The 25,815-nt window shown below is 69.5% G+C and carries 22 protein-coding genes and 1 pseudogene; 12 read left to right on the forward strand and 11 right to left on the reverse strand.

Annotation, left to right across the window (positions count from 1 at the left end):
• Positions 1-2 precede the first annotated feature (2 nt).
• The 5 genes from ACFV1J_RS29075 to ACFV1J_RS29095 form a co-directional block, all read right to left on the reverse strand.
• Positions 3-872 (reverse strand): ABC transporter permease, encoded by an 870-nt coding sequence (locus ACFV1J_RS29075; protein WP_385862958.1) that lies wholly within the window; start codon positions 870-872, stop codon positions 3-5.
• Positions 872-1,807 carry an ABC transporter permease gene (locus tag ACFV1J_RS29080; RefSeq protein ID WP_385862960.1) on the reverse strand — a complete coding sequence of 312 codons (936 nt, stop codon included), beginning with the start codon at positions 1,805-1,807 and terminating at the stop codon, positions 872-874. The genes ACFV1J_RS29075 and ACFV1J_RS29080 overlap by 1 nt, the downstream gene beginning before the upstream one ends.
• The gene (locus ACFV1J_RS29085; protein WP_385862962.1) at positions 1,804-2,967 is read right to left on the reverse strand and encodes an ABC transporter ATP-binding protein; all 1,164 of its coding nucleotides are present in this window, start codon (positions 2,965-2,967) and stop codon (positions 1,804-1,806) included. Before ACFV1J_RS29085 ends, ACFV1J_RS29080 begins: the two co-directional genes overlap by 4 nt.
• A 65-nt stretch (positions 2,968-3,032) precedes the next feature.
• Positions 3,033-4,280, reverse strand: a complete 1,248-nt coding sequence (locus tag ACFV1J_RS29090; protein WP_385862964.1) for a PotD/PotF family extracellular solute-binding protein — start codon at positions 4,278-4,280, stop codon at positions 3,033-3,035.
• Positions 4,281-4,462: 182 nt separating this feature from the next.
• The gene (locus tag ACFV1J_RS29095; protein ID WP_385862966.1) at positions 4,463-5,980 is read right to left on the reverse strand and encodes a gamma-aminobutyraldehyde dehydrogenase; all 1,518 of its coding nucleotides are present in this window, start codon (positions 5,978-5,980) and stop codon (positions 4,463-4,465) included.
• A gap of 202 nt (positions 5,981-6,182) precedes the next feature.
• Here ACFV1J_RS29095 and ACFV1J_RS29100 point away from each other — a divergent pair, with 202 nt between their 5' ends.
• The 3 genes from ACFV1J_RS29100 to ACFV1J_RS29110 all read left to right on the forward strand — a co-directional run bounded on the left by ACFV1J_RS29100 (position 6,183) and on the right by ACFV1J_RS29110 (position 8,817).
• A complete protein-coding gene (locus tag ACFV1J_RS29100) occupies positions 6,183-6,824 on the forward strand; it encodes an NADAR family protein (RefSeq protein ID WP_385862968.1) in 642 nt (213 codons plus the stop codon).
• Positions 6,825-6,932: 108 nt separating this feature from the next.
• Positions 6,933-7,955: an adenosine deaminase gene (locus ACFV1J_RS29105; protein ID WP_385862969.1), complete on the forward strand. Its 1,023-nt coding sequence runs from the start codon at positions 6,933-6,935 to the stop codon at positions 7,953-7,955.
• 193 nt (positions 7,956-8,148) lie between these two features.
• A complete protein-coding gene (locus ACFV1J_RS29110) occupies positions 8,149-8,817 on the forward strand; it encodes a DUF2690 domain-containing protein (protein WP_385862971.1) in 669 nt (222 codons plus the stop codon).
• A gap of 57 nt (positions 8,818-8,874) precedes the next feature.
• Here the strand turns inward: ACFV1J_RS29110 and ACFV1J_RS29115 are convergent, their stop codons facing one another.
• Together ACFV1J_RS29115 and ACFV1J_RS29120 are read right to left on the reverse strand one after the other, a co-directional pair.
• The gene (locus ACFV1J_RS29115; RefSeq protein ID WP_385862972.1) at positions 8,875-10,056 is read right to left on the reverse strand and encodes a PotD/PotF family extracellular solute-binding protein; all 1,182 of its coding nucleotides are present in this window, start codon (positions 10,054-10,056) and stop codon (positions 8,875-8,877) included.
• 142 nt (positions 10,057-10,198) lie between these two features.
• Complete coding sequence (locus ACFV1J_RS29120; protein ID WP_385862974.1) at positions 10,199-11,653, reverse strand: gamma-aminobutyraldehyde dehydrogenase; 1,455 nt, start codon at positions 11,651-11,653, stop codon at positions 10,199-10,201.
• A gap of 198 nt (positions 11,654-11,851) precedes the next feature.
• Between ACFV1J_RS29120 and ACFV1J_RS29125 the strand changes: the two genes are divergently transcribed.
• The 4 genes from ACFV1J_RS29125 to ACFV1J_RS29140 all read left to right on the forward strand — a co-directional run bounded on the left by ACFV1J_RS29125 (position 11,852) and on the right by ACFV1J_RS29140 (position 15,814).
• A complete protein-coding gene (locus ACFV1J_RS29125) occupies positions 11,852-12,325 on the forward strand; it encodes an Lrp/AsnC family transcriptional regulator (protein ID WP_018087114.1) in 474 nt (157 codons plus the stop codon).
• Between the two features lie 2 nt (positions 12,326-12,327).
• Positions 12,328-13,689, forward strand: coding sequence for an aspartate aminotransferase family protein (locus tag ACFV1J_RS29130; RefSeq protein ID WP_385862976.1), 1,362 nt, complete (start codon positions 12,328-12,330; stop codon positions 13,687-13,689).
• 230 nt (positions 13,690-13,919) lie between these two features.
• Entirely contained in the window at positions 13,920-14,660 is a 741-nt protein-coding gene (locus ACFV1J_RS29135) for an ABC transporter ATP-binding protein (RefSeq protein ID WP_385862977.1), read from the forward strand.
• A complete protein-coding gene (locus ACFV1J_RS29140) occupies positions 14,642-15,814 on the forward strand; it encodes a hypothetical protein (protein ID WP_385862978.1) in 1,173 nt (390 codons plus the stop codon). Before ACFV1J_RS29135 ends, ACFV1J_RS29140 begins: the two co-directional genes overlap by 19 nt.
• Before the next feature lie 493 nt (positions 15,815-16,307).
• Here the strand turns inward: ACFV1J_RS29140 and ACFV1J_RS29145 are convergent, their stop codons facing one another.
• Positions 16,308-16,703: a RidA family protein gene (locus tag ACFV1J_RS29145; protein WP_385862980.1), complete on the reverse strand. Its 396-nt coding sequence runs from the start codon at positions 16,701-16,703 to the stop codon at positions 16,308-16,310.
• Positions 16,704-16,854: 151 nt separating this feature from the next.
• Between ACFV1J_RS29145 and ACFV1J_RS29150 the strand changes: the two genes are divergently transcribed.
• From ACFV1J_RS29150 to ACFV1J_RS29170, 5 genes and pseudogenes are all read left to right on the forward strand, one after another.
• The gene (locus ACFV1J_RS29150) at positions 16,855-17,262 is read left to right on the forward strand and encodes a MarR family winged helix-turn-helix transcriptional regulator (protein WP_385862982.1); all 408 of its coding nucleotides are present in this window, start codon (positions 16,855-16,857) and stop codon (positions 17,260-17,262) included.
• A gap of 10 nt (positions 17,263-17,272) precedes the next feature.
• A complete protein-coding gene (locus tag ACFV1J_RS29155) occupies positions 17,273-18,418 on the forward strand; it encodes an LOG family protein (RefSeq protein WP_385862984.1) in 1,146 nt (381 codons plus the stop codon).
• Between the two features lie 166 nt (positions 18,419-18,584).
• Positions 18,585-19,466: pseudogene (locus ACFV1J_RS29160) on the forward strand (hypothetical protein); the annotation flags it as partial.
• A 529-nt stretch (positions 19,467-19,995) separates the two neighbouring features.
• Positions 19,996-21,150, forward strand: a complete 1,155-nt coding sequence (locus ACFV1J_RS29165; protein ID WP_385862986.1) for a sensor histidine kinase — start codon at positions 19,996-19,998, stop codon at positions 21,148-21,150.
• The gene (locus ACFV1J_RS29170; protein ID WP_385862988.1) at positions 21,144-21,830 is read left to right on the forward strand and encodes a response regulator; all 687 of its coding nucleotides are present in this window, start codon (positions 21,144-21,146) and stop codon (positions 21,828-21,830) included. Before ACFV1J_RS29165 ends, ACFV1J_RS29170 begins: the two co-directional genes overlap by 7 nt.
• A gap of 112 nt (positions 21,831-21,942) precedes the next feature.
• On the opposite strand, the gene ACFV1J_RS29175 is transcribed toward ACFV1J_RS29170, so the two are convergent.
• The 3 genes from ACFV1J_RS29175 to ACFV1J_RS29185 are packed head-to-tail and all read right to left on the reverse strand — an operon-like array spanning position 21,943 to position 25,814.
• Positions 21,943-23,031, reverse strand: a complete 1,089-nt coding sequence (locus ACFV1J_RS29175; RefSeq protein WP_385862989.1) for an ABC transporter ATP-binding protein — start codon at positions 23,029-23,031, stop codon at positions 21,943-21,945.
• Entirely contained in the window at positions 23,032-24,762 is a 1,731-nt protein-coding gene (locus tag ACFV1J_RS29180) for an ABC transporter permease (RefSeq protein WP_385862991.1), read from the reverse strand.
• On the reverse strand, positions 24,738-25,814 hold the full coding sequence (locus ACFV1J_RS29185) for a thiamine ABC transporter substrate binding subunit (RefSeq protein WP_385862993.1): 1,077 nt from the start codon (positions 25,812-25,814) through the stop codon (positions 24,738-24,740). Before ACFV1J_RS29185 ends, ACFV1J_RS29180 begins: the two co-directional genes overlap by 25 nt.
• Position 25,815 lies beyond the last annotated feature (1 nt).

Consider the following 25,815-nt stretch of genomic DNA (forward strand, 5'->3'; position numbering starts at 1 on the left):
CTCTAGCTCCGCTTACGGCGTTTGCCGGCCAGCTGGCCGACCACTACGCACAGCACGGCGACCAGGAACATCGCCGTACCGATGACATTGATCTGAACGGGTGTGCCCCGCTGTGCCGATCCCCAGACGAACATGGGGAAGGTCACCGTGGAGCCGGCGTTGAAGTTGGTGATGATGAAGTCGTCGAAGGAGAGCGCGAAGGAGAGCAGGGCGCCGGCCGCGATGCCGGGCGCGGCGATCGGCAGCGTCACCCGCAGGAAGGTCTGCGTGGGCGAGGCGTAGAGGTCCTGGGCAGCCTGTTCGAGCCGCGGGTCCATGCTCATCACACGGGCCTTGACGGCGGTGACGACGAAGCTCAGGCAGAACATGATGTGCGCGATGAGGATCGTCCAGAAGCCGAACTGGATGCCCATGTTGAGGAAGAGGGTCGCCAGCGAGGCGGCCATGACGACCTCGGGCATGGCCATCGGCAGGAAGATCAGGGTGTTGACGCCGGCCCGGGCGCGGAAGCGGTAGCGGGCCAGCGCGAACGCGATCATGGTGCCGAGGACGGTCGCGCCGACCGTGGCCCAGACGGCGATCTGCAGGCTCAGTCCCAGCGAGCCGCACAGGTCGGCGACCCCGCACGGATCGGTCCAGGCGTCCGTGGAGAACCGCTGCCACTGGTAGTTGAAGCGGCCGTTGGGCTTGTTGAACGAGAACACCATCACGACGAGGTTGGGCAGGATGAGGTAGCCCAGGGTGCAGAGCCCCGCGAGGGTGACGATGTTGCGGCGCAGCCAGCGCAGGCCCTTGTGGGGCGTGCGGCCTCTCGTGGGCGCCGTGGTTGCCGTGGTCTCGGCCGTGCTGGCCGTGGTCCCGGTTGCCGCCATCAGACCAGATCCTCCGTCCCGGACTTGCGGATGTAGATCGTGACCATGGCGAGGATGGCCGCCATGAGGATGAAGGAGAGCGCGGCCGCGGTCGGGTAGTCCAGGACCCGCAGGAACTGCGACTGGATGACGTTGCCGATCATCTTCTGGTCGGTGGAGCCCAGCAGTTCGGCATTGATGTAGTCGCCGGCGGCCGGGATGAAGGTGAGCAGGGTGCCCGCGACGACGCCGGGCATCGACAGCGGGAAGGTCACCCGGCGGAAGGTGGTGGCCGGGCGGGCGTAGAGGTCGCCGGCCGCCTCGTGCAGCCGCGGGTCGATGCGCTCCAGCGAGGTGTAGAGCGGCAGGACCATGAACGGCAGGAAGTTGTACGTCAGTCCGCAGACCACCGCGAGCGGGGTGGCCAGCACCCGGTGTCCCTCGGTGATGCCCAGCGCGCTGGTGACGTCGAGAACGTGCAGCGAGTTCAGGGCGGCGACGACCGGTCCGCCGTCGGCCAGGATCGTCTTCCAGGCCAGCGTGCGGATCAGGAAGCTGGTGAAGAACGGGGCGATGACCAGGATCATCACGAGGTTGCGCCAGCGGCCCGCCTTGAAGGCGATGAGGTACGCCAGCGGGTAACCCAGGAGCAGGCAGAGCGCGGTGGCGAGGGCGGCGTAGCCGACCGAGCGGACGAACTGCGGCCAGTATTCGCCGAGCGCGTCCCAGTAGGTGGCGAAGTGCCAGGTGACCTTGAAGCCCTCTTCGAGGGAGCCGGTCTGGATCGAGGTCGACGCCTGGTAGACGAGCGGGGCGGCGAAGAAGACGATCAGCCAGAGGATGCCGGGCAGCAGCAGCCAGTAGGGGACCAGCCGTTTGCGGGCCGGGGTCTTGTGCACCTCCAGGGGTGCGGCGGTCTGCTCGTCCGGTGGTGCGGGGGTCTCGGTGGTGGTCACGCGGCCTCCTCGTCGAGGTCCGCGCCGGCCTGGATGTCCTGGGTGGCGTCCAGTCCGAAGGTGTGCGCCGGGCTCCAGTGCAGCACGATCTCCGCGCCGGGCACGAGGCGGCCGTCGCGCTCGATGTTCTGCTCGTAGACGGCGAGTTCGCCCAGGCCCGGTACGTCGACGACGTACTGGGTGGAGACGCCGATGAAGCTGGCGTCCTTGATGCGGCCGGGCAGCCGGTTGTGGCCCTCGGCGATGGACCCGGCGTCGTCGGCGTGCCGCAGGGCGACCTTCTCGGGCCGTACGCCGGCCAGCACCTTCTCGCCCGTACGGGCCGAGGCGCTACATCGGGCGGCGGGCAGCCGGAGTGTGGCGTCCGCGGCCTTGAGGAGCAGCTCGTCGCCGCCGGCCTCGACGACCTCGGCCTCGATGAGGTTGGAGGTGCCCAGGAAGTTGGCGACGAAGGTGGTGGCGGGGTTCTCGTAGAGGTCGGCGGGGGCGCCGAGCTGCTCGACCCGGCCGCCGTTCATCACGGCCACGGTGTCGGCCATCGTCATGGCCTCCTCCTGGTCGTGGGTGACGTGCACGAAGGTGATGCCGACCTCGGTCTGGATGCGCTTGAGCTCCAGCTGCATCTGGCGGCGCAGCTTGAGGTCGAGGGCGCCCAGCGGCTCGTCGAGGAGCAGCACCTGGGGGTGGTTGATCAGGGCGCGGGCGACCGCGACGCGCTGCTGCTGGCCGCCGGAGAGCTGCTGCGGCTTGCGGCGGGCCATCGGGCCGAGCTGGACCAGGTCGAGCATCTCCTCGACCTGCTTCTTGACGGACTTGATGCCGCGGCGGCGCAGTCCGAAGGCGACGTTCTCGTAGATGTCGAGGTGCGGGAAGAGCGCGTAGTTCTGGAAGACGGTGTTGACCTGGCGCTTGTAGGGCGGCAGGACGGTGACGTCCTGGCCCGCGAGTTCGACGGTCCCGGTGGTGGGCTCCTCCAGGCCGGCGATCATCCGCAGGGTGGTGGTCTTGCCGCAGCCCGAGGCGCCGAGCAGCGCGAAGAAGGAGCCCGCGGGGACGGTCAGGTCGAGCGGATGGACGGCGGTGAAGGAGCCGTAGGTCTTGCTTATCCCTTGGAGGCGGACGTCGCCGCCGCTGCTCTGAGGGGTCGCGGTCTTGGTCATGTCGGTCGTCCCGTGGGTCGGAGGGCGAAACGGCTCGGAGGGGGCGGGCCCGGCGGGCGGTGGGGTCAGGCGCCGGTGAGCTCGGAGAACTTCTGGCTGAACTGCTTGTTCTCCTTGGCGGACAGTGCGCGGAAGGAGTGGGACCTGGTGGCCATCTCCTTGTCCGGCAGGATCAGCGGGTTGTCCGCCGCCTTCTTGTCGATCTTGGCGAGTTCCTCGCGGACGCCGTCGACCGGGCAGACGTAGTTGATGTACGCCGCGAGCCGCGCCGCCACCTTCGGCTCGTAGAAGTAGTCGATGAGCCGTTCGGCGTTTTCCTTGTGGCGGGCCTTGTTCGGCACCATCAGGTTGTCGGTGGACGTCATGTAGCCGCTCTTGGGGATGACGTACTCGATGTCCGGGTTGTCGCTCTGGAGTTGAACGATGTCGCCGGCCCAGGCCACGCACGCGGCGAGGTCGCCCTTGTCCAGGTCGGTGGTGTAGTCGTTGCCGGTGAAGCGGCGGATCTGCTTGGAGTCGACGCCCTTCTGGAGCCGGGCGATCGCCGCGTCGAAGTCGTCGGCGGTGACCTCCTCGGGCTTCTTGCCCATGTCCAGGAGGGTCAGCCCGATGGAGTCGCGCATCTCGGAGAGGAAGCCGACCCGGCCCTTGAGCCGCGGGTCCTCCAGCAGCTGGCTGACCGAGTCGACCTTCCGGCCGCCGGTGGCCTTCTTGTTGTACGCGATGATCGCGGGGATGCCCTGCCACACGTAGGAGTGCGCCCGGCCGGGGTCCCAGGCGGGGTCGCGGAACTGCGCCGAGAGGTTGGCGTAGGCGTGCGGCAGGTTGGCCGGGTCCAGCTTCTGGATCCAGCCGAGGGAGATCATCCGCGCGCACATCCAGTCGGTGAGCACGATCAGGTCGCGGCCGGTGTCCTGGCCGGCCGCCAGCTGTGCCTGGACCTTGCCGAAGAACTCGTCGTTGTCGTTGATGTCCTCGGTGTATTTGACGCCGATGCCGGTGCGCCGGGTGAAGCGGTCCAGCGTCGGGTGGTGCTTGCCGTCGTCGCTGACGTCCATGTACTCGGTCCAGTTGGAGAAGTTGAGCTGCTTCTCCTTCCGGGAGTGGTCCTGGGACGCCGCGGCGTCGGTACGGCCGGCGGGCGGGATGCCGCAGGCCCCCAGAGCGCCCAGACCGCCGGTGACGGCCGCCATGGCACCGCCCGCGCGCAGCAGCGAGCGGCGGGTCATGGCGAGCCGGCCGTTGGCCGCGCTCCGGCGCATGGCGGCGAGTTCGACCGCGGACAGGGGTTCGGGCTGCTGGTGGTGCTCCATGCGCGGTGCCCTTTCAGGGGTGAGCCCGGCGCTCGGCCGGCGGGGACGGTGCCGTGCGGCCACTGGCCGCGGGGTGGGCCCGTACGGGCGGGGTACGGGCGGGGCGGGGCGAGGTGGGGGCTCGCTCCGGGGAGTCGTCCGGGGACGGGTCCGGGGGGCGTCCGAGCCCCCGGGTGGTCCCGTCAGGTGCGGTCCCCGAAGATCGTGCGGTGCCAGTCCTTCCTGGCGACCGCGGTGTTGTCGTACATCACGTGCTTGACCTGGGTGTACTCCTCGAAGGAGTAGGCCGACATGTCCTTGCCGAAGCCGGACGCCTTGGCGCCGCCGTGCGGCATCTCGCTGATGATCGGGATGTGGTCGTTGACCCAGACGCAGCCCGCCTTGATCTCGCGGGTGGCGCGGCCGGTGCGGTAGACGTCCCGGCTCCAGGCGGAGGCGGCCAGCCCGTAGGGGGTGTCGTTGGCCAGGGCGATGCCCTCGTCGTCACTGTCGAAGGGCAGCACGACCAGGACCGGGCCGAAGATCTCGGACTGTACGACCTCGCTGTCCTGGGGGGCGCCGGCGATCAGCGTGGGCAGGTAGTACGCGCCCTTGGCCAGCTCGCCCTGGGGGGCCTCGCCGCCGGTGACGACGGTGGCGTAGTCGCGCGCCCGGTCGACGAAGGCGGCCACCCGGTCGCGCTGGGTGTGCGAGATCAGCGGGCCGAGGTCGGTGGACGGGTCGAAGGGGTCGCCGAGCCGTACGGTCGCCATCAGGTCCGCGACGCCGCTGACGAACGCGTCGTAGAGCGGGCGCTGGACGTAGGCGCGGGTGGCGGCGGTGCAGTCCTGGCCGGTGTTGATCAGCGCACCGGCGACCGCGCCGTGGACGGCCGCCTCCAGGTCGGCGTCGTCGAACACGACGAACGGGGCCTTGCCGCCGAGTTCGAGGTGGAGGCGCTTGACGGTGCCGGTGGCGATCTCGGCGACGCGCTTGCCGATGGCGGTCGAGCCGGTGAAGGAGGTCATCGCGACGGAGGGGTGGCCCACCAGGTGCTCACCGGCGTCCCGGCCGGCCCCGGAGACGATGTTGAGCACTCCGTCGGGCAGCCCCGCGCGCTGGGCGGCCTGCGCGAAGAGCAGCGAGGTCAGCGGGGTGATCTCGGCGGGCTTCAGGACGATGGTGTTGCCCGCGGCGATGGCCGGCAGCACCTTCCAGGCGGCCATCTGGAGCGGATAGTTCCAGGGGGCGATGGAGCCGACGACGCCGAGGGGCTCGCGGCGGATCACGGAGGTGTGGTCGGCGCTGTATTCGCCGGCCGCCTTGCCCTCCAGATGGCGGGCCGCACCGGCGAAGAACGCGGCATTGTCGATCGAACCCGGCACATCGAACTCATTGCTGAGCTTGATCGGCTTTCCGCAGTTCAGCGATTCGGCGAAGGCAAGATCGGCGGCGTCCTCGGCGAGCGCGGCGGCGAAGCGGTGGAGGGTGTCGGAGCGCTCGCCGGGCGTGGCCCCCGCCCACTGGGGGAAGGCCCGCCCGGCCGCTTCGACGGCCGCGTCGACGTCGGCCGTACCTGCGAGTTCATAGCGGTACACCGTCTCGCCGGTCGCCGGGTCGACGACGTCCTGGGTCCGGCCGGAGGTGCCGCTCCGGAGGCTGCCCGCAATGAATTGCGCGCCCTGGGCGAATCGCTCGGTGACGTCGAATCGGTGATCCATGGTGCTCTCCTCCGCCGGGCGCGGGGGCCGCTCCGCGGCACTGCCTGGCGTAGCTATTTCCGGAATCGATGGCCGATCTTGACAGAATAGAACGGCCTCAACAAGGGATTCCGTTGTTGCCTTTTGGTTACGCGACGAATTCTGCGATTTCTGGGGGTGGGGACCCCGACACGTTGTCGGTGCCCGCTGACAGAATCCCGGCATGATGCACGACAGCACGGGGAGCGGCCCGGGGCAGGCCCCGGGGACCGCCGGGGGGATCATGGACGGGCGCGCCGCGGACGGGCCGCGCTCGGTCGACGAACTGCGCCGGGAGACATCCGCCGGCAAGCGTCCGAAATACGTGTTTTTCTGGGGTCACCGCCCGCGCCGCGACGGCGACCTGAGCCCGAGCTGTTTCAGCCAGTGGTGGCCGGCCCCCTTCACGGTCGACGGGACGACGTACGCCACCGCCGAGCACTGGATGATGGCCGGAAAGGCCCGCCTCTTCGGTGACGCCGAGGCGGAACGGCAGGCCCTCGCGGCCGGCCACCCCAAGCAGGCCAAGGACGCCGGCCGGAAGGTCCGGGGCTTCGACGAGGAGACCTGGCGGCGGCACCGCTTCGCCCTGGTCGTCGAGGGCAGCCTGCACAAATTCGGCCAGGACCCCGCCCTGCGGGACTTCCTGCTCGGCACGAACTCCCGGGTCCTGGTCGAGGCCAGCCCGCTGGACCGGATATGGGGCATCGGCCTGGCCGCCGACGACGAACGCGCCCCGGACCCGGCACGCTGGCGCGGACTGAACCTCCTGGGCTTCGCCCTGATGGAGGCCCGCCAGCGCCTGCGCGAGGACGCGGCGGCGTAGCGGGGGCATCCCCAGGGCCGCCGCCCGCCCGGCAACCGCCCCGCATAGCATGACGGGGCCGACGGGGCCGTTCCGCTCACCCTGCCCATCCCTGACCAGGAGGATCCGTTGTCCGATCTCGATGCCTTCATCGCGGGCCTGCCCAAGGCGGAGCTGCACGTCCACCACGTCGGCTCGGCATCGCCGCGGATCGTCTCCGAGCTGGCCGCCCGGCACCCGGACTCCGCCGTCCCCACCGACCCCGAGGCGCTGGCCGACTACTTCACCTTCCGCGACTTCGCGCACTTCATCGAGGTCTACCTCTCCGTCGTGGACCTGATCCGTGACGCCGAGGACGTCCGGCTGCTGACGTACGAGGTCGCCCGGGACATGGCTCGCCAGCAGATCCGCTACGCCGAGCTGACCATCACGCCGTTCAGCTCCACCCGCCGCGGTATCCCCGACGCCGCGTTCGTCGAGGCCATCGAGGACGCCCGGAAGGCCGCGGAGTCCGAGCTGGGCGTGGTGCTGCGCTGGTGCTTCGACATCCCCGGCGAGGCCGGTCTGGAGGCCGCCGAGGAGACCGCCCGGATCGCCTGCGACCTGCAGCCCGAGGGACTGGTGTCGTTCGGGCTCGGCGGCCCCGAAATCGGCGTGCCCCGCCCGCAGTTCAAGCCGTACTTCGACCGCGCGATCGCCGCCGGACTGCACTCCGTACCGCACGCCGGCGAGACCACCGGCCCCGGCACGATCTGGGACGCGCTCCGCGACCTCCGCGCCGAGCGCATCGGGCACGGCACCAGCGCGACCCAGGACCCCGCGCTGCTCGCCCATCTCGCCGAGCACCGCATCCCGTTGGAGGTCTGCCCGACCTCCAACATCGCCACCCGCTCGGTGCGCATCCTCGACGAGCACCCGGTCAAGGAGATGGTCGACGCCGGCGTCCTGGTCACCATCAACAGCGACGACCCGCCGATGTTCGGCACCGACCTCAACACCGAATACGCCGTCGCCGCCCAGCTGTTGGACCTGGACGCCGGCGGGCTGGCCGCCCTGGCCAAGAACGCCGTCGAGGCCTCCTTCATGGACGCCCCGGCCAAGGCCCGGCTGGCCGCCGAGATCGACACGTACACCGCCTCCTGGCGCGGGTGAACGACGCCACCGCCCGCTGACGGTCCCCCGGTTGCCCGCTGACCGGCGGCGTTCCCCCGATGGGAACGCCGCGGTCCACGCCGACACACGACCGGATCTGTCGCCGACACACGACCGGATCTGTCCGCGTCATATCCGGCCAAGCGCCCTATCCTGCCCTCCTGACGGTGAGTCACACAGTGCAGGAGGTCGCGTGCCCGGCTCACGAGGCGATGCGGAGGGGCCCCACAGCGAGACGGACGAGACGGACGACTCGGTGGCGGACGGCTCGGTGACGGGCCCGCGTGCGGCCACGCCCGACGAGCGCTCCTGGCTGAAGCGGCACGGCCCCGAGACGCTGATCGGTTCGGTGATCGTGGCCGCGGTGACCACCGTGCTGACCGTGACGATCCCCCTGCTCGCGGGCGGCGACCCGGACGACGACCGCACCGGCGGGGCCGGCCCCGTCCGTACCCCGTCCGCCGTCCCGGCCACGACCGAGCCCCCGACCTGCACGATGCTCGACTGTGACGGCCTCGACCCCAAGGACACCCACTGCGACCGGGGCGCGCTCACCCTGGCCCGGGAGACGGCCGGAGCCATGCAGGTCTCGGTCCGCTACAGCCCCGGCTGCCGCACGGTCTGGGGCAAGCTGACCGGCGCCGAGGAGGGCGACACGATCGAGATCGCCACCTCCCCGACCAAGAAGGAACGTAAAGCGGTCCGCACCGGTCACACCCAGTACACGGCCATGCTCCCGGCCGGCGCGACCTTCTCCGCCCAGGCCACCGGCACCAGCCTCAAGGGCCAGCCCGCCCACGACCTCCCGCCGGGCCACCAGGTCCCGATCGGCGCGAGCCAGAACGACATCCCGCCGCTCTAGCCCCGGTCCCGGCCGGGCACCGTGACCGCGGCAACCCCGCCCCGCGCCCGCACCGCTCTACAACCCCACGATCCCGTTCCACTCCTTCGCGAACTCGGTCCGCTCCTTGGACGTGATGTCCCGGGCGATGGCCAGCCGCTTGCGCATCGCATCGTCCGGGAAGATCAGCGGGTCCTCGGCGAGCGCGGCCCGCTCCTTGTCCTTGGAGGAGGCCAGCACGTCGCGGGCGGCCGGTACGGGGCAGACGTAGTTGACCCAGGCGGCGAGGTCCGCGGCGACCTCCGGCTCGTAGTAGTAGTCGATCAGCCGCTCCGCGTTGTGCTTGTGATCGGCGAGGTTGGGGATCATCAGGCTCTCCGCCCACAATTCGGCGCCCTCCTCGGGCACCACGAACTCGATGTCCGGGTTGTCCGCCTGCAGCTGGATCACATCGCCCGAGTAGGCCTGGGCGGCGAGCACGTCCCCCGAGTCGAGGTCCTTGATGTAGTCGTTGCCGGTGAAGCGCCGGATGTGGCCCCGGTGGACCAGGCCGCGGAGCTGGTCGGTCATCCGGTGGAAGTCGTCCGCCGTCCAGCGGGTGATGTCGACCCCGTTCCCCTGCATGAGCAGGGCGAACGCCTCGTCGAGCCCGGAGAGCAGGGTGACCCGCCCGCGCAGATCGGGCTTCCAGAGGTCCGAGAGGTGCTTGATCTCCCGGCCGAGCTTCTTGCGGTTGTACGCGATGCCGGTGATCCCGGACTGCCAGGGCACCGAGTGCAGCCGGCCGGGGTCGAAGTGCGGGCGGCGCAGCAGCGGGTCGAGGTACTTGGCGACGTGCGGCTGGGCGGCGCGGTCCATCTTCTGCACCCAGCCGAGCCGGACGAACCGGGCACACATCCAGTCGCTGATGACGATCAGGTCGCGGCCGGTGCTCTGGTGGTTCATCAGCGCCGGGCTGACCTTGCCGAAGAACTCGTCGTTGTCGTTGATCTCCTCGGTGTACGTGACGGAGATCCCGGTGCGCCGCTGGAACGCGTCGAGGGTGGGGCGCCGCTGTTTGTCGTGGTCGTCGACATCGATGTAGAGCGGCCAGTTGGCGAAGACGATCTTCCGCTCGTGCCGGGAACGGTCCGGGCCGCCGCGGTCCGCGGCCTCGACGTACGCGGGCGGCACCCCGCAGCCGGTCAGGGCGGCCAGCGCCCCCGCCGTACTCATCCCGCCCATGCCCCGGAGCAGCGCCCGCCGCGAAAGGTCAACCATGGTGAGCACTCTCACGTGCCGCGGGCGGAGGCGGCAAGCGACAGAGCGTCAGTTGCCGGGCCTCCGCCCGCGACGGTGTGTCGAGCGTTCCGTGCCGCTCGACGGTGGGGATCCCCCGGGCCGGTCGGGCCGGCCGGTCCGGTCAGTCGTTGAGCGAGGTCATCACGTGCTTGATCCGGGTGTAGTCGTCGAAGCCGTAGGCCGAAAGGTCCTTGCCGTAACCGGACTTCTTGAATCCGCCGTGCGGCATCTCGGCGACCAGCGGGATGTGGGTGTTGATCCACACACAGCCGAAGTCGAGGCTCTTGGACAGCCGCATGGCGCGGGCGTGGTCCTTGGTCCACACCGAGGACGCCAGCGCGTACTCGACGCCGTTGGCCCACTCCACCGCCTGCTTCTCGTCGGAGAAGGACTGGACGGTGATGACCGGGCCGAACACCTCGTGCTGGACGATCTCGTCGTCCTGCTTGAGGCCGGAGACGACGGTCGGGGCGAAGAAGTAGCCCTTCTCGCCGACCTGTTCGCCGCCCGCCTCGATCTTGGCGTGCGCGGGCAGCCGCTCGATGAAGCCCTTGACCTGCTTGAGCTGGTTGGCGTTGTTCAGCGGGCCGTAGAGCACGTCCTCGTCGTCGACCGCGCCGGTCTTGGTCTCCGCGGCCTTCTTGGCGAGCGCGGCGACGAACTCGTCGTGGATGGACTCCTGGACGAGCACGCGGGTGGCGGCCGTACAGTCCTGGCCGGCGTTGAAGTAGCCGGCGACCGCGATGTCCTCGACGGCCTTGGCGATGTCGGTGTCCTCGAAGACGACGACCGGGGCCTTGCCGCCCAGCTCCAGGTGGACCCGCTTGAGGTCCTTGGAGGCGGACTCGGCGACCTGCATACCGGCGCGTACCGAGCCGGTGATCGAGGCCATCGCCGGGACCTTGTGCTCGACCATGAGGCGGCCGGTCTCGCGGTCACCGCAGATGACGTTGAACACGCCGCGCGGGTGGCCCAGCTCGTCCAGCACACCACCGATGATGTCGGCGATCAGCACCGTCGAGGCGGGGGTGGTGTCGGACGGCTTGATGACGACGGTGTTGCCCGCGGCCATGGCCGGGGCGAACTTCCAGACGGCCATCATCATCGGGTAGTTCCACGGCGCGACCTGGGCGCAGACGCCCACCGGCTCGCGGCGGATGATGGACGTGAAGCCGTCCATGTACTCGCCGGCCGAGCGGCCCTCCAGCATCCGGGCGGCACCCGCGAAGAAGCGGATCTGGTCCACCATCGGCGGGATTTCCTCGGAGCGGACGAGCGCGATCGGCTTGCCGCAGTTCTCGGACTCGGCGGCGATCAGCTCCTCGGCGCGCTCCTCGAAGCGGTCCGCGATCTTGAGCAGAACCTTCTGCCGCTCGGCGGGGATCAGGTCACGCCATACGGGGAAGGCGGCCTCGGCCGCGGCCATCGCCGCGTCCACGTCGGCGGCACCCGAGAGAGGGGCGGTGGCGTACACCTCACCCGTCGCGGGATTGACCACCTCCGTGGTCCGCCCGTCGGCGGCGTCCCGGAACTCCCCGTCGATGTAGTTGCGCAGACGACGCAGTGCGGTGGTCACTGTGCGCCCCCTTCAGTCAGATGTCCGGTGGTTGGGAACCACTGTCCGGTGGTTTGGAACCACCCTAGCCGCGGAACCCACGTTTTCAACACACCCGCCACTCGGGAACAACGGAATCAGTGAAATTTCGATCGCGAGACGACTAATTTCATCGATTTGGGGTTGCAAGACTGTCGAGGCTCGTGCACAGTGAGGGACGTGGCCACTCGTGACAGAAACGGCACTCCGTCGATCGACTCCGTCTCCCTGGCGATCATCGAGCAGCTCCAGGAGGACGGGCGCCGTCCGTACGCCGCGATCGGCAAGGCCGTGGGCCTGTCCGAAGCGGCTGTGCGCCAACGCGTACAGAAACTGCTCGACCAAGGCGTGATGCAGATCGTCGCGGTCACCGACCCCCTCACGGTCGGTTTCCGTCGGCAGGCAATGGTCGGCATCAACGTCGAGGGTGACCTCGACCCCGTGGCCGACGCCCTGACGACCATGGAGGAGGTCGAGTACGTCGTCATGACGGCAGGCTCCTTCGATCTCATCATCGAGATCGTCTGCGAGGACGACGACCACCTTCTGGAAATGATCAACAAGCGGATCCGCACGCTTCCCGGCGTTCGATCCACCGAGAGCTTCGTGTACCTCAAGCTCCGGAAGCAGACCTACACCTGGGGAACGAGATAGCAATGAGCGCCGACCTCTCCAAGACGGCGTACGACCACCTGTGGATGCACTTCACCCGCATGTCGTCGTACGAGAACTCTCCCGTGCCCACGATCGTGCGCGGTGAGGGCACCAACATCTACGACGACAAGGGCAAGCGCTACATCGACGGCCTCGCCGGCCTCTTTGTGGTCAACGCCGGCCACGGCCGGGTCGAGCTCGCCGAGACCGCCTACAAGCAGGCGCAGGAACTGGCCTTCTTCCCCGTGTGGTCCTACGCCCACCCCAAGGCCGTCGAGCTGGCCGAGCGCCTGGCCCACCACGCCCCGGGCGACCTGAACAAGGTCTTCTTCACCACCGGTGGCGGCGAAGCCGTCGAGACCGCCTGGAAGCTGGCCAAGCAGTACTTCAAGCTCACCGGCAAGCCCACCAAGCACAAGGTCATCTCGCGTGCGGTCGCCTACCACGGCACCCCGCAGGGCGCCCTGTCGATCACCGGCCTGCCGGCCCTGAAGGCCCCCTTCGAGCCGCTGGTCCCCGGCGCGCACAAGGTGCCGAACACCAACATCTACCGCGCCCCGATCTTCGGTGACGACCCGGAGGCCTTCGGCCGCTGGTGCGCCGACCAGATCGAGCAGCAGATCCTCTTCGAGGGCCCCGAGACCGTCGCCGCCGTCTTCCTGGAGCCGGTGCAGAACGCCGGTGGCTGCTTCCCGCCGCCGCCCGGCTACTTCCAGCGGGTCCGCGAGATCTGCGACCAGTACGACGTGCTGCTCGTCTCCGACGAGGTCATCTGCGCCTTCGGCCGCCTCGGCACGATGTTCGCCTGCGACAAGTTCGGCTACGTCCCGGACATGATCACCTGCGCCAAGGGCATGACCTCGGGCTACTCCCCGATCGGCGCCTGCATCATCTCCGACCGCCTGGCCGAGCCGTTCTACAAGGGCGACAACACCTTCCTGCACGGCTACACCTTCGGTGGCCACCCGGTCTCCGCCGCCGTCGGTATCGCCAACCTCGACATCTTCGAGCGTGAGGGTCTCAACCAGCACGTCCTCGACAACGAGGGCAACTTCCTGAGCACCCTGCAGAAGCTGCACGACCTGCCGATCGTCGGCGACGTCCGCGGCAACGGCTTCTTCTACGGCATCGAGCTCGTCAAGGACAAGGCCACCAAGCAGTCGTTCAACGACGAGGAGACCGAGCGCGTCCTCTACGGCTTCCTCTCCAAGGCCCTGTACGACAACGGTCTCTACTGCCGTGCCGACGACCGTGGCGACCCGGTCATCCAGCTGGCCCCGCCGCTGATCGCCGACCAGTCGGTCTTCGACGAGATCGAGCAGATCCTGCGCGCGGTCCTCACCGAGGCCTGGACCAAGCTCTGATCACCGCGTCACCTCCCGTTTCGCTGATGCGGAGCTCACAGGTACACAACTGAACACCCAGCGGCTCAGATTCACTCACTTCAAGCCATACGAGTGAATCTGGGCCGTTGTGCTGCCAAGCGGCGAATACCGGGGGTCAGCAATCCTTACCGTGCTAGTGACCGATACCCTCCATGGTCGTTCACCCGGTTGGGGGAACGAGTCGACGCGAACAAGCAAGAGGTGCGCAGATGGTGGCCCCGCCTGACAACGACGTTCTCTGGGCCCGCGGCCTGCACCACACGTACGGTGGGACCACCGCCCTCGCCGGAGTCTCGCTCGGCGTCCGCGAAGGTGAGATCCTCGCTGTCACCGGCCCGCGCGGCAGCGGTAAGACCACCCTCCTGAAGTGCCTCTCCGGTCAACTCGTCGCGACCGAGGGCGAGGTCTGGTTCAACAGCGCCCCCGTGCACACTCTCTCTTCCCCCAGCCGCGAACGGCTGCGTCTCGACCGGTTCGGCTGGATCGACACCCAGCCTCACCTCGTTCCCGAACTCACCGCCTGGGAGAACGCCGCCCTCCCCCTGCTGCTGCGCGGCACCGGCGCCCGCTCCGCGAAGCACACCGCGATCGAATGGCTCGACCGTCTCGACGTCGGTATGTGCGCCCGCCGCCGCCCCGCCCAGCTCGACCAGTCCCAGCGCCAGCGCGTCGCCATCGCCCGCGCCCTCGCCACCACCCCTCAGGTGCTGTTCGCCGACGAGCCGACCGCCCCCCTGCACCGCGCCGACGGCACCCAGGTCCTGCGCACCCTGACCACCGCGGCCCGCTCGCACCAGATCACCGTGGTACTGGCCACCCATGACCCGGACATCGGCACCCTCGCCGACCGGTCCGTCGCACTTCTCGACGGCCGCCAGTCGACCGCCGCACCGACCGGCGCCGGTTCCTCCGATGAGGAAAGCAGGGCAGCGTGCTCGCTCTCCGTCTAGCCCGCGGCTCTCACCCCCTCGTCATGCTGCGCCGCCTCCTCGTGGCCACCGCCGCGGCCGGCACCGGCTTCCTCATCCTGTCCACCGTCGGCCACGCCACCGGCCACCCGGCCGCGGCCCAGGAATCCGTCGTACGCCTGCTGTGGTGCGCCGCCCCGCTCGCCGCCACCGCCCAGTTCGCGGTCTCCACGGCCCGCACCGACCCGGCCGCCCGTCTCCAGCGCGGCATGACCGCCGCCGGGCTGGGCCCCCTCCGTCTCACCCTCCTCGCCAGCGTCTCCACGGCACTGACCTGCTTCCTCGGCGTCCTCCTTTCACTGCTCGTCTTCCTGCGCCTCCGCGGCGACCTCGGCGGCGCGGGCACCGCCCGTTCCCTCGGCATCGAGGCCGACCTGCTGGGCGCCGGCCACCCCCTTCCCCTCGTCGGATCCCTCCTCCTGCTCGCCCTCGTACCTCTCACCGCGTCCGCCGCGACCGCCGTCTCCCTGCGCCCCCGCGACGACGCCGGCTCCCAGGACGCCGAGCCCCGCCCCCGGACCGCCCCGCCGTCCGGCCTCCCCTGGGGCATCGCCCTGGCCGCTGCGGGCCTGGCGATCGAGGCCTACACCAGCCCGGCCTCCAAGGCCCACGGCGGACTGTTCCCCCTGCCCGGCCGGCTGATCGGCAGCCCGCCTGGCGTACTGGGCGGCTGGGCCCTGTCGGCCCTGGGCCTCGTCCTGGCCGGCCCCGGCCTGGTGCATCTGTGCGGCCGCCTCCTGTGTGCCGGCCGACCCGGCGCCCTGCGCCTCCTCTCCGGGCGCACCCTCCAGGAGGAGTCACACCGTCTCGGCCGCCCGCTCGGCGTCCTCTGCGCGGTCGCCTCCGCGGCCTACGTCGCCGTCAAGGTCTACGACGCCGTTCCCTCCCGCGCTTTCGGTCCCCTCACCGGCGTCGGCGCAACGGTCGTCCTCGCCTGCGTCACCGCCAGCGCCCTCACCGCCGCACTGGAATCCCGCTCCGCCCGCGCCCAGACCACGGCCGCTCTCCGCCGCCTGGGCGCCTCCGCCTCCGTCCTCCACCGCGCCGCCGCCCTCCGCACCCTGGCCCTGCTCCTCGTCCTGGGCCCCCTGACCTGGACCGTGGCCGAGATGGCGACGCTGCCGTTGATGCATTGAGTTGATGCATTGAGCTGGCGGGTGGGCTGTGCATCTTGCTGATGGGTGGGGTGCGGGTTGGGCTGTGGGTTCGGCTCTGGGTTCAGCTGTGGGCATGGGGCTTGGACGGTAGGCGAGTCTCCCGAGCGGGGGTATCCCCTGAGGCTGAAGCAGGTGGCACGGGTCAGGTGCAGGCCGGGCGGCCGGGATCAGATGGTGGGGCAAGTGGCCCAGGGGGGTAGGCGTGTCAGCCAGTTGGCGGGCCGGTGGTGGGTCGACTGTCGGCTGTCGGCTGTGTGGGGCGCGGTGGCCCCCCGACCCCCGGCCCCCCGGGCCCGGGGGGGGCGGCCCCGGGTCGCGGCCCCCGGCCAGGGCGCTGGGTCACGGGCCCTGGCCTGGGGTCTTGGGTCCCGGACCCCGAGCTCGGGCCGAACTCCCTTGCGCGGTTCGACGGTTCGGCGATTGAGGGGTTGAGCGGCTGGTGAATCTTGCCCACTCGCAAAGCTGCCCGTCGTCAGCGGCTGCGGTCCAGCGCCGTGACCTCCACCTCTATTCGCCAGCCCGGTTGAGCCAGAGCCGACACTTCCAGCAGCGTGTCGGCGGGATAGGGCTCGGACAGGAACTCCTCGCGCAGCGTGATGACCTGGTCGAGGTGGGCCGCCATGTCCGTCACGAAGATGCCGACCTTGACGACGTCGGCCAGCGAGGCACCTGCCGCGGCCAGGACCTGTGTGACGTTGGCGAACGCCTGCCGGCCTTGTTCCAGAAAATCGTCCGAGACGGTTCGTCCCTGCTCATCGATTCCCGCTTGCCCCGAGACGTGGATCAGTCCACCCGCCCTGATGGCCTGTGAGATCTTGTACGGCTCGTACCAGTCCGGCACGGTGGCGATCCGCTCGATCTCAGTCATGCTCCGAGCCTCGGCTGCCACGTTTCCCGTCACCATCATCATCCCCCTAGTTCCATGTGCATGCATCACTTGCATGCACATGCATTATTTTCAGGTGCATGTACGCTGCTGTCAAGAGCCCAGCGGGAAAAGGCAGAAGAGGCGGGTGGCGATGGACGCGGAGCACTGGGACCGGCTCGGAGCACTGCACACGCGCGTGGAACAGGAACTGGCAAGGGCCCTGCAGCAGCACCACAGCATCGGGCTGTCGGAGTACCGCGCGCTGGCCCGGCTGGCCGAGGCGGACGACGGTGAACTGCGGATGCAGGAACTCGCCGACCTCATCGGACTCAACCAGAGCTCGGTGAGCCGGCTGGCCTCGCGCCTGGAGTCGTCCGGTCTCACCCGCCGGGACCTGTGCCCCGATGACCGACGCGGCGTGTACAGCGTGATCACCGAGGAAGGCCGCAAGCTGCAGAAGAAGGCCCGGCCGACGTACGACGGCGCACTGCGCACCGCCCTGGACTCTGCGGCCGCCGACCAGAACCTTCGTCCCCTGGTGGAGTCCCTGCGGCCCTAACATGGCGGGGGTGCATTGGAATTCAGAGTCCCCGGCGTCCGAACATCACCCCGAGCACGACCGTGAGATCGAATCCTTGGAGGAGTTCGACCAGGTCGCCTCCACCGGCAGCCTCGCCGGCTACCGCATCCAGTCGGTCGACCTGATGGACCGTACGTTCGCGCTCCTCAGCACGGACACCACGGAATCGGTGTTTCTCGGCTGCGCCATGGAGCCGGATGCGGCAGCCAAGGTCCGCGCCGGCGGCGCCTTGGTCTTCCCACCCATACCCGACCTGCCGTTCGATCCCTATCGGGGCAGTGTGTACGGGCCGGAGGAGCTTTTCGAGGGGCTGGTCGACGCGGGCTACGACGCCACCCCGGACGCTCTCACCTATCACTGGTACCAGGACACCAAATCGGACGGCGACATCTTCGCCTCGATGCTCCGCAGCATCCACGACGACGCGGTTTCCGATGCCCTCGACGAACACCTCGCGGGCGCGCAGGTGGTGGGCATCATGGGCGGCCATGCGCTGGAGCGTGGATCCGCGGCCTATAGAGGAGCGGCCCAGCTCGGTCGCCGGCTCGCGCGCGACGGTCTGACCGTGGCGACGGGTGGCGGCCCGGGCGCGATGGAGGCCGCGAACCTCGGCGCGTATGCCGCGCCCTTCGAGGACGAGATGCTCGACTCGGCGCTGGAGATCCTTTCCAAGGCACCGCACTTCGACCCCTCGATCACCGACTGGGCGCGTGCCGCCTTCGACGTACGCCGGAGCCGGCCGGGCGGCGGCTCCTCGGTCGGCATTCCGACCTGGTTCTACGGACACGAACCGCCCAATGCCTTCGCTTCCCACATCGCCAAGTACTTCGTCAACGCGGTGCGCGAGGACGGCCTGCTGGCACGCTCGAACGCCGGCGTCGTGTTCCTGCCCGGCGCGGCCGGGACCGTACAGGAAATCTTCGACAACGCGACCCCGAACTACTACCAGTCGCGCGGTGAGCCGACCCCGATGGTGCTGGTCAACCGCGCGCACTGGACCGAGAAGCTGCCCACCTGGCCCCTGCTCCAGGCCCTCGCCGCGGACCGCCCCATGGCTACCCGGATCGCCCTGGTCGACTCCGTGGACGAGGTCCCGGACGCACTCGTCCGCCTGAGGGGCGGCACGCCTTCCTGAGCGAGGGGGCGCACCCTCCACCCAGCTCTCCGCAACAGTAGGGGGCGCGCTCCCGCCGCCGGCGAGTGATCCGTTTGCCCGCTGAGGCAACTCCTCTCCCGAAATGCACGTCTGCCAAGCCAGGTAATGAACAGGTAATGCAGACAGCGGGCGAACGGAGCTCTCGGTGATCATCGGCCTTCTGACGGCCGTAGCGGCCTCGGCCTGCTACGGCACGGGTTCGGTCCTACAGGCGGTCGGTTCCCGTAAATCCGCCCGCCAGGAGGCGGCCAAGGCCTCCACCACGGTTGTCACCCAGCACGGCGGCCCCAGCCTCGCCTCGACCGCCAAAGCCGCCGTGACCTGGGAATTCATGGTGGGCACCGTGCTGGACTTCATCGGCTTCGGGCTCGGCGCACTGGCGGCCCGGCTGCTGCCGCTGTTCCTGTCCCAGACCGTGATCAGCGCGAACCTAGTGATCACCGCCCTTTTGAGCATCAAGCTCCTCGGCATCCGGCTCAGCAAGGCCGAGTGGAGCTCCATCGGTGTGGTCTGTTCCGCGCTGGTGCTGCTCGCCACGGCCGCCGGCCCGGAAGGCAGCGGCCATACGCCTATCGCCACCCACTGGTGGTTGCTCGCCGCCTCCATCCTGCTCATGGGAGGCGGCACCTTGACCGTTCGCCTGATGGGCGGACGGGCGGCGATCCTTGCCGGTCTGCTCTCCGGCCTGGGCTTCGGTGCCCTCGGCGTCGGCGTCCGGGTGCTGAACGGCGCGGAGCCCTTCGATCTGCCGTCCATGCTCGCCGACCCCGCTCTGTACGCGATTCTCGTAGCGGGCCTCGGCGGCATGTATCTGCACACCGTCGCCCTGCAGATCGGTTCGGTGAACGGTGCCACGGCGGCGCTCGTGGTGGGCGAGACCGTGGTCCCCGGCATCTTGGGCGTCCTCTGGCTCGGTGACTCCTCCCGTCCCGGCTTCGCATGGGTCGCCATCCTCGGGTTTGTAGTGGCCGTGGCCGGAGCGGTCGCGGTCGCCTGGTTCGGTGAGACCGAGCCGGACGGTTCCGACGCTGAGACGGCGTCGGGGGCCCGATCGGGCGCGGGGGCAGAGAAGGAGCTGGGGTCGCCGGGTGCCGGCTCGCCCGAGGCGGCGGGTGGATCTCTCCGTGACGGTGCCGTGCCTTCGCCCGTTCGCGAACAGACACTGGGCGCGGCGAACGACGTGCGGACCAGCGGCGAGCTCCGTGAACAACCCGTGCATCCCGTGGCCGGCAATCGCGGCAGGTCGTCGTAGGAGCGGTCTCACTTCCACCCCGCGCCCCGCGGCCGCCGCTGCCAGAACGACGATGCGCAGCCGAGAGCGACGATTGCCAGGCCTGCGCCGCCAGCCACGCCATCGCCAAATTCCTTGTGTATAAGGTGCGTTGGTAGTTCATGAATCCTCCGTCCTCGCAGTGATCACGAGGCTATGGAGTGCGGGCTTGCGGGGCGTCAACCGAGCAACTGAACCTCGGCGTCAACCCGTGGCATGACATGCGGCCGAGAGATCAACCCGTGCGGCGACGCTGCGGCACAGCCCGATTTTGAAAAATATCGGCATGAGCAAATCTCTCCAGCAGCGGCTGCGCGGGTGGATCGCGTCGCCCTCATACCCCTGGATCACCGGCTGCGCGCTGACCGCGTCCGCGGCCGCGGAACTGGTGGTCGTGCCGCGGCACTCGCTGGCGATCGCGCTCGCTGTGCCGGCGTCCACCGCGGCTCTGGCGTGGCGGCGTTCGCACCCGGCCATCGCGGTGCTCGCCGTCGTAGCGGTCCTGGTCAGCTTCGCGGCCGGCAGCGACCTCTCTCTCGCGGCCGCCGCGAGCGGACTGATCGGCTGCTACACCCTCGGGCGTCGCAGGGTTGCACACCCCGCGGTTGTTGCGATCGCCGGTTCGGTGCTCTCGCTCGTCGTGAACCAGTGGCACATTGCTGGACGGGGCTGGACCTCCTACTCCCCCAGTCTGTTCGCCGAGTGGTTCGTGCTGACCGTGGCGATCACCGCGGCGGTGTCGATGGGCGACGCGGTACGCGCACGGGAGGAAACCCGGCGGGAACGCACCGCTGCACAGGCCCGGTTGATCGAGCTGGAGCGGTGGCAGGCCGCCGAGGCCGAGCGGGCTGCGATCGCCCGCGAACTCCACGATGTCATCGCGCACTCGGTCGCGATGATCGCGGTCCAGGCCGAGAGCGCGACGTACACCACGCCTGGTCTCTCCCCGCAGGCCCGTGAGGGTTTTCAGCAGATCGCGGCCTCCGCCCGCTCGTCGATGGCGGAGCTGCGCCGGCTGCTGGGCGTCCTGCGGGCGGGGTCCGACGACAAGACCGGCACGGCTCCCCAGCCGACTCTGGACGCACTGAACGATCTCATAACACAGCACCGCTCGGTGGGCGGTGAGGTCGAGCTGCGCATCAGTGGTGAACGCGTCGCGGTGCCCACCTCCTGTGAGCTGTCCGCATACCGCATCGTGCAAGAGGGACTGACCAACGCACGTCGGCATGCTCCGGGGGCTCATACGGTGGTGGAGATCGGCTACTGCTCCGACCGGCTGGCGGTGCGCATCGCGGACGACGGACCGGGCCCGGTGGCTCCGGTCCACCCCGGCCACGGGCTGGTCGGCATACAGGAGCGGGCGGCGCTGCTCGGCGGGAAGCTCACCGCCGGGCCCGGACCCGACGGCGGCTTTCTCATAGAAGCGGAAATCCCTTGGTGATCAGAGCAATCGTCGCCGACGACCAGGCGGTCGTCCGCACCGCATTCGTCAATCTCCTGGGCACCCAGGACGACATCGAGGTGGTCGGTGAGGCCGAGGACGGGGTCCAGGCGGTGCGCGTCGCCGCGGAGCAGCGGCCCGACCTGGCGCTGCTGGACATCCGTATGCCGCACAAGAACGGCATCGAGGCCGCTCGTGAGATCACCCGGGCGTCCGGCGGTGCCACCAAAGCGCTGATGCTGACGACGTTCGGTCTCGACGAGTACGTCTATGACGCGCTCGCGGCCGGGGCCAGCGGCTTCCTGCTGAAGGATGCGACGTTCCCCGAACTCCTCCATGCCGTAAGGGTGGTGGCGGAGGGCAATGCGCTTCTCGCGCCGGAGCTGACGAAGCGGCTCATCGCGGCCTTCGTCAAGCAGCGGGCAGCACCGGTGCCCGTACGCACGGTCGAGGAGCTCACCGGCCGCGAAGTGGAGGTGCTCGTCCAGATCGCCCAGGGCCTTTCCAACGCGGAGATCGCCGAACGACTGACGATCACCGACCACACCGTCAAGACGCACATCAACCGGCTGTTCACCAAGATGGGTCTGCGTGACCGGGCTCAAGCGGTCATCCTCGCCTACGAGTTGGGCCTGGTGGTCCCCAAGGGTCGCCGCCCGGATTCCCTTCCCCTCGCATGAATCAAGACATCAACCCTGAACCACAGACCACGACCACCTCAAGGAGCACACCATGGCCATGGCAGCACAAGCACCGGCACAGAAACGGGCACCGTTACTCCGCGCCCGCCAGTTATTCCGCTGGGTTCGGAGCGTGAGGGTCCATAGCGTCCAGGACCACGACGTCCTGTGCGGTGAACGCGATCCCCACTCGCTCCCCCACCTCCGGCGCTTCACGCAGCGCGCAGGCCGCCTCCAACTGCGGTCCCCCGGAAGGCTGGAGCAGCAGGGCGACATGGGTACCGCGGAAGGTGCGGGCCGCGACCCTACAGGGCAGACCCTCGGGCGCGGGCATCAGCCGCACACCGGCCGGACGTACGAGCAGTCGGCACGGTCCGTCCGGAGTCCCGTCCGGGACCGGCACCTTGCCCCACGGGGTGACGGCGGCCTCGCCCTGCACCGTCGCCTCGACGACATTGTCGAAGCCCAGGAAGCGGGCGACGAATTCCGAGGCCGGGCGCTGCCAGACCTCCAGCGGGGTGCCGCTCTGCGCGATCCGGCCCTCCTGCATCACCACGACCCGGTCGGCGAGCGCGAAGGCCTCGCCCTGGTCGTGGGTGACGGCGAGTACGGTCGTGCCCAACTCCCGGAAGAGGCGGCGCAGTTCGACGACCAGCCGTTCGCGCAGGCCGCGGTCGAGCTGACCGAGGGGTTCGTCCAGCATCAGCAGTCGGGGGCGCGGGGCGAGCGCGCGGGCCAGTGCGACCCGCTGCTGTTCCCCGCCGGACAGGGAAGCCACGGCGCGTCGCTGGGCGCCCGGGAGCCCGACGAGGTCGAGCAGTTCGGCGACCGTACGGTCCCGGTCGGTGCGCGCGGTGCGTCGCATCCGCAGCCCGAAGGCAACATTCCCCGCGACGTCCCGCTGCGGGAAGAGCTGGTGGTCCTGGAACATCAAGCCGACCCCGCGCCGGTGCGTGGGTATTCCCGCCTGGTCCCGCCCTTCCAGCAGCACTCGACCCGCATCAGCCTCCTGGAGGCCGGAAACCACCCGCAACAGGGTGGACTTGCCGCTGCCGCTGGGGCCCAGGACGCACACGATTTCGTGCGCGGCGACGTCCAGGTCGACCGAGTCCAGGGCGGGGCGCTCGGCGGAGCCGAAGCGGACGGTCACGCCGTCCAGCCGCAGCAGTTCCGGCGCAGTGGTCTCGGCCCGTGCCGTCATCTAGAACTCCCCGGGGTGGTTGATGCGGATGCGCTCCAGGACGAGCAGGGCGCCGGCGCAGACCACCATCAGGATGGTCGACAGGGCCATCGCCTGCCCGTAGTTGAGCTCTCCGGCCCGTCCCAGCAGCCGTGCCACGGCCACCGGCAGCGTCGGACGGTCCGGCCGGGCGATGAACACCGTCGCGCCGAATTCGCCGAGCGACACGGCGAAGGCGAACCCTGCGGCGATCAGCACAGCCCGCCGCACCATCGGAAGATCGACCTCGCGCCATACCCGCCAGGGCGAGGCACCGAGGACCGCGGCGGCCTCGCGCAGCCGTACGTCGACCGCCCTCAGGACGGGCAGCATCGTGCGGACCACGAACGGCACTCCCACCAGTGCCTGGGCGAGCGGGACCAGCCACCAGGAGTCACGCAGGTCCAGGGGCGGCTTGTCGAGGGTGATCAGAAAGCCGAAGCCGACGGTCACCGCGGAGACACCGAGGGGCAGCATCAGCAGGGCGTCGAAGCCCCGGACGAACCGGTTGACCACCGGTGTCCGCCCGGACGGGCTCCTGCCGAGCCGGGGCAGCGTCAGGGCGGCGGCTGCCAGTGCGCCGATGACGAGGGCGATCACGGTCGCCGCGGCCCCGTAGGCGAGGGAGTTCCACAGGGCGTCGAGCGGGGCGACGGCGAACGTGCTGTCGGCGGACGCAGTCGAGCGCAAGGAGTCGTAGAAGATCGTCCCGTAGCCGTCGGGGCCGGCGAACGACCGCTCGACGAGCACGACCAGGGGGACGACGAGCAGCACGGTGATGACCAGGAGGTTGCCCCACAGCAGGGCCCATTGGCCGGCACCGCGCGGGCAACGGGCGGTCTGCGAGGCGTCCACCAGCCGGAGTGCGGTCTCCCGTCGGCGCACCGTCCAGGCGTGCAGCGCGAGGACGCCCAGTACGGCCGCGAACTGGATCATGGTCAGGACCGCGGCTGTCGGCAGGTCCAGGAAGTCCGCGGTCTGCCGGTAGATCTCCACCTCCAGCGTCGAGAAGGTGGGGCCGCCCAGGATCTGTACGACGCCGAAGGAGGTGAAGGTGAAGAGGAAGACCATCAGTGCGGCCGCCGCGACGGCCGGACCCAGTGCGGGCAGCGTCACCCTGCGCCAGGCCGCGAATCGCCCGGCGCCCAGTACCCGCGCGGCCTCTTCCTGACGCGGATCGAGTTGCGCCCAGAGCCCGCCGACGGTCCGTACGACCACCGCGTAGTTGAAGAAGATGTGGGCGAGCAGAATCGCCCACACCGAGGTGTCCAGGCGCAGGCCCGACAGTTCGTCCAGCAGCCCTCCACGGCCGACGAGGGCCAGGAAGGCCGAGCCGACGACGACGGTCGGCAGCACGAACGGCACCGCAACCACCGCACGCAGCAGCTGTTTGCCGGGGAAGTCGAAGCGGGCGAAGACGTAGGCGCCGGGCAGCGCGATCAGCAGCGTCAGGCCGGTGGAGGCCGCTGCCTGCCAGACGGTGAACCACAGCACGTGGACGATGTCCGGGTCGGTCAGCACGGCTCCCAGCCGGCCGAGCTGCCACTGTCCGCCGTCCTTCAGCCCTCGTCCGACGATGGCGGCCACCGGATAGGCGAAGAACAGCGCGAAGAAGGCGAGCGGCACCGCCATCAGGCCGAGCCGCACCGCCGTTCCCCGCGCGGGGCGCGCGCGCCGCGGGGTGTGGACTACTTCAGAACGAGCGAGGACCACTGCTTGATCCACTGTTCACGGTTCTTGGTGATCGTCTCCGGCGGCAGCGTCGTCGGCTTGTCGATCTTGGTGCCGTACTTGGTGAACAGCTCGGGCACCTTGGCGTCCTTGCGCGCCGGGTTGACGAACATCTGCAGCGGTTCGTCCTCCTGGAACTTCTTGCTCAGCAGGAAGTCCAGGAGCGCCTTGCCGCCCTTCTCGTTCTTCGCGCCCTTGAGCAGACCACCGAATTCGATCTGCCGGAAGCAGGTGCCGGTCGCCACCCCGGTCGGGGCCTCCTTGGGAGCGGGCTTCTTGCCGAGCACCTCGGCCGGCGGGCTGGAGGCGTAGGAGACGACCAGCGGCTTGTCGCCCTTGCCGGCACCTGCGGCGGAGCCCGAGAAGCGGTCGTTGTACGCCTGCTCCCAGCCGTCGACGACCTCGACGCCGTTGGCCTTGAGCTTCTTCCAGTAGTTCTGCCAGCCGCTGTTTCCGTACTTGGCGATGGTGGCGAGCTGGAAGCCGAGCCCCGGAGAGGAGGTGGCGGAGTTCTCCGTGACGAGCAGGTTCTTGTACTGCGGCTTGATCAGGTCGTCGAGGGTGGTCGGCGGCGCGATCTTGTGCTTGGTGAAGTAGGCGCGGTCGTAGTTGACGCAGATGTCGCCGTAGTCGAGCGGGGTGACACGGTGCCGGCCCTTGTCGAGCTGCAGGGCGGCCGGGACGTTCTCCAGGCCCTTGGCCTTGTAGGGGGTGAACAGTCCCTCGTTCAGTCCTCGCGAAAGGAGAGTGTTGTCGATACCAAAGAAGACATCGCCCTGGGGGTTGTCCTTGGACAGGATCGCCTGGTTGACGGCCTTGCCGGCGTCCCCACCCTTGACCTGCTTGACCTTATAGCCGCTCTCCTTCTCGAAGGCGGCCAGGACGGACTTGGAGACATAGAACGAGTCATGGCTGACGAGCGTGACGGTCTTGGCGTCCGCGCTCCCGCCGCCCGAGCTGCCGCACGCGGCAAGCGTGGTCATGCCGACCGCGGCGGCGAGCGCTGTCGCGGTGATCCTGCTGGTGGTGCTCACT

This window comes from Streptomyces sp. NPDC059649 (assembly GCF_042734445.1).
Taxonomy (GTDB): Bacteria; Actinomycetota; Actinomycetes; order Streptomycetales; family Streptomycetaceae; genus Streptomyces.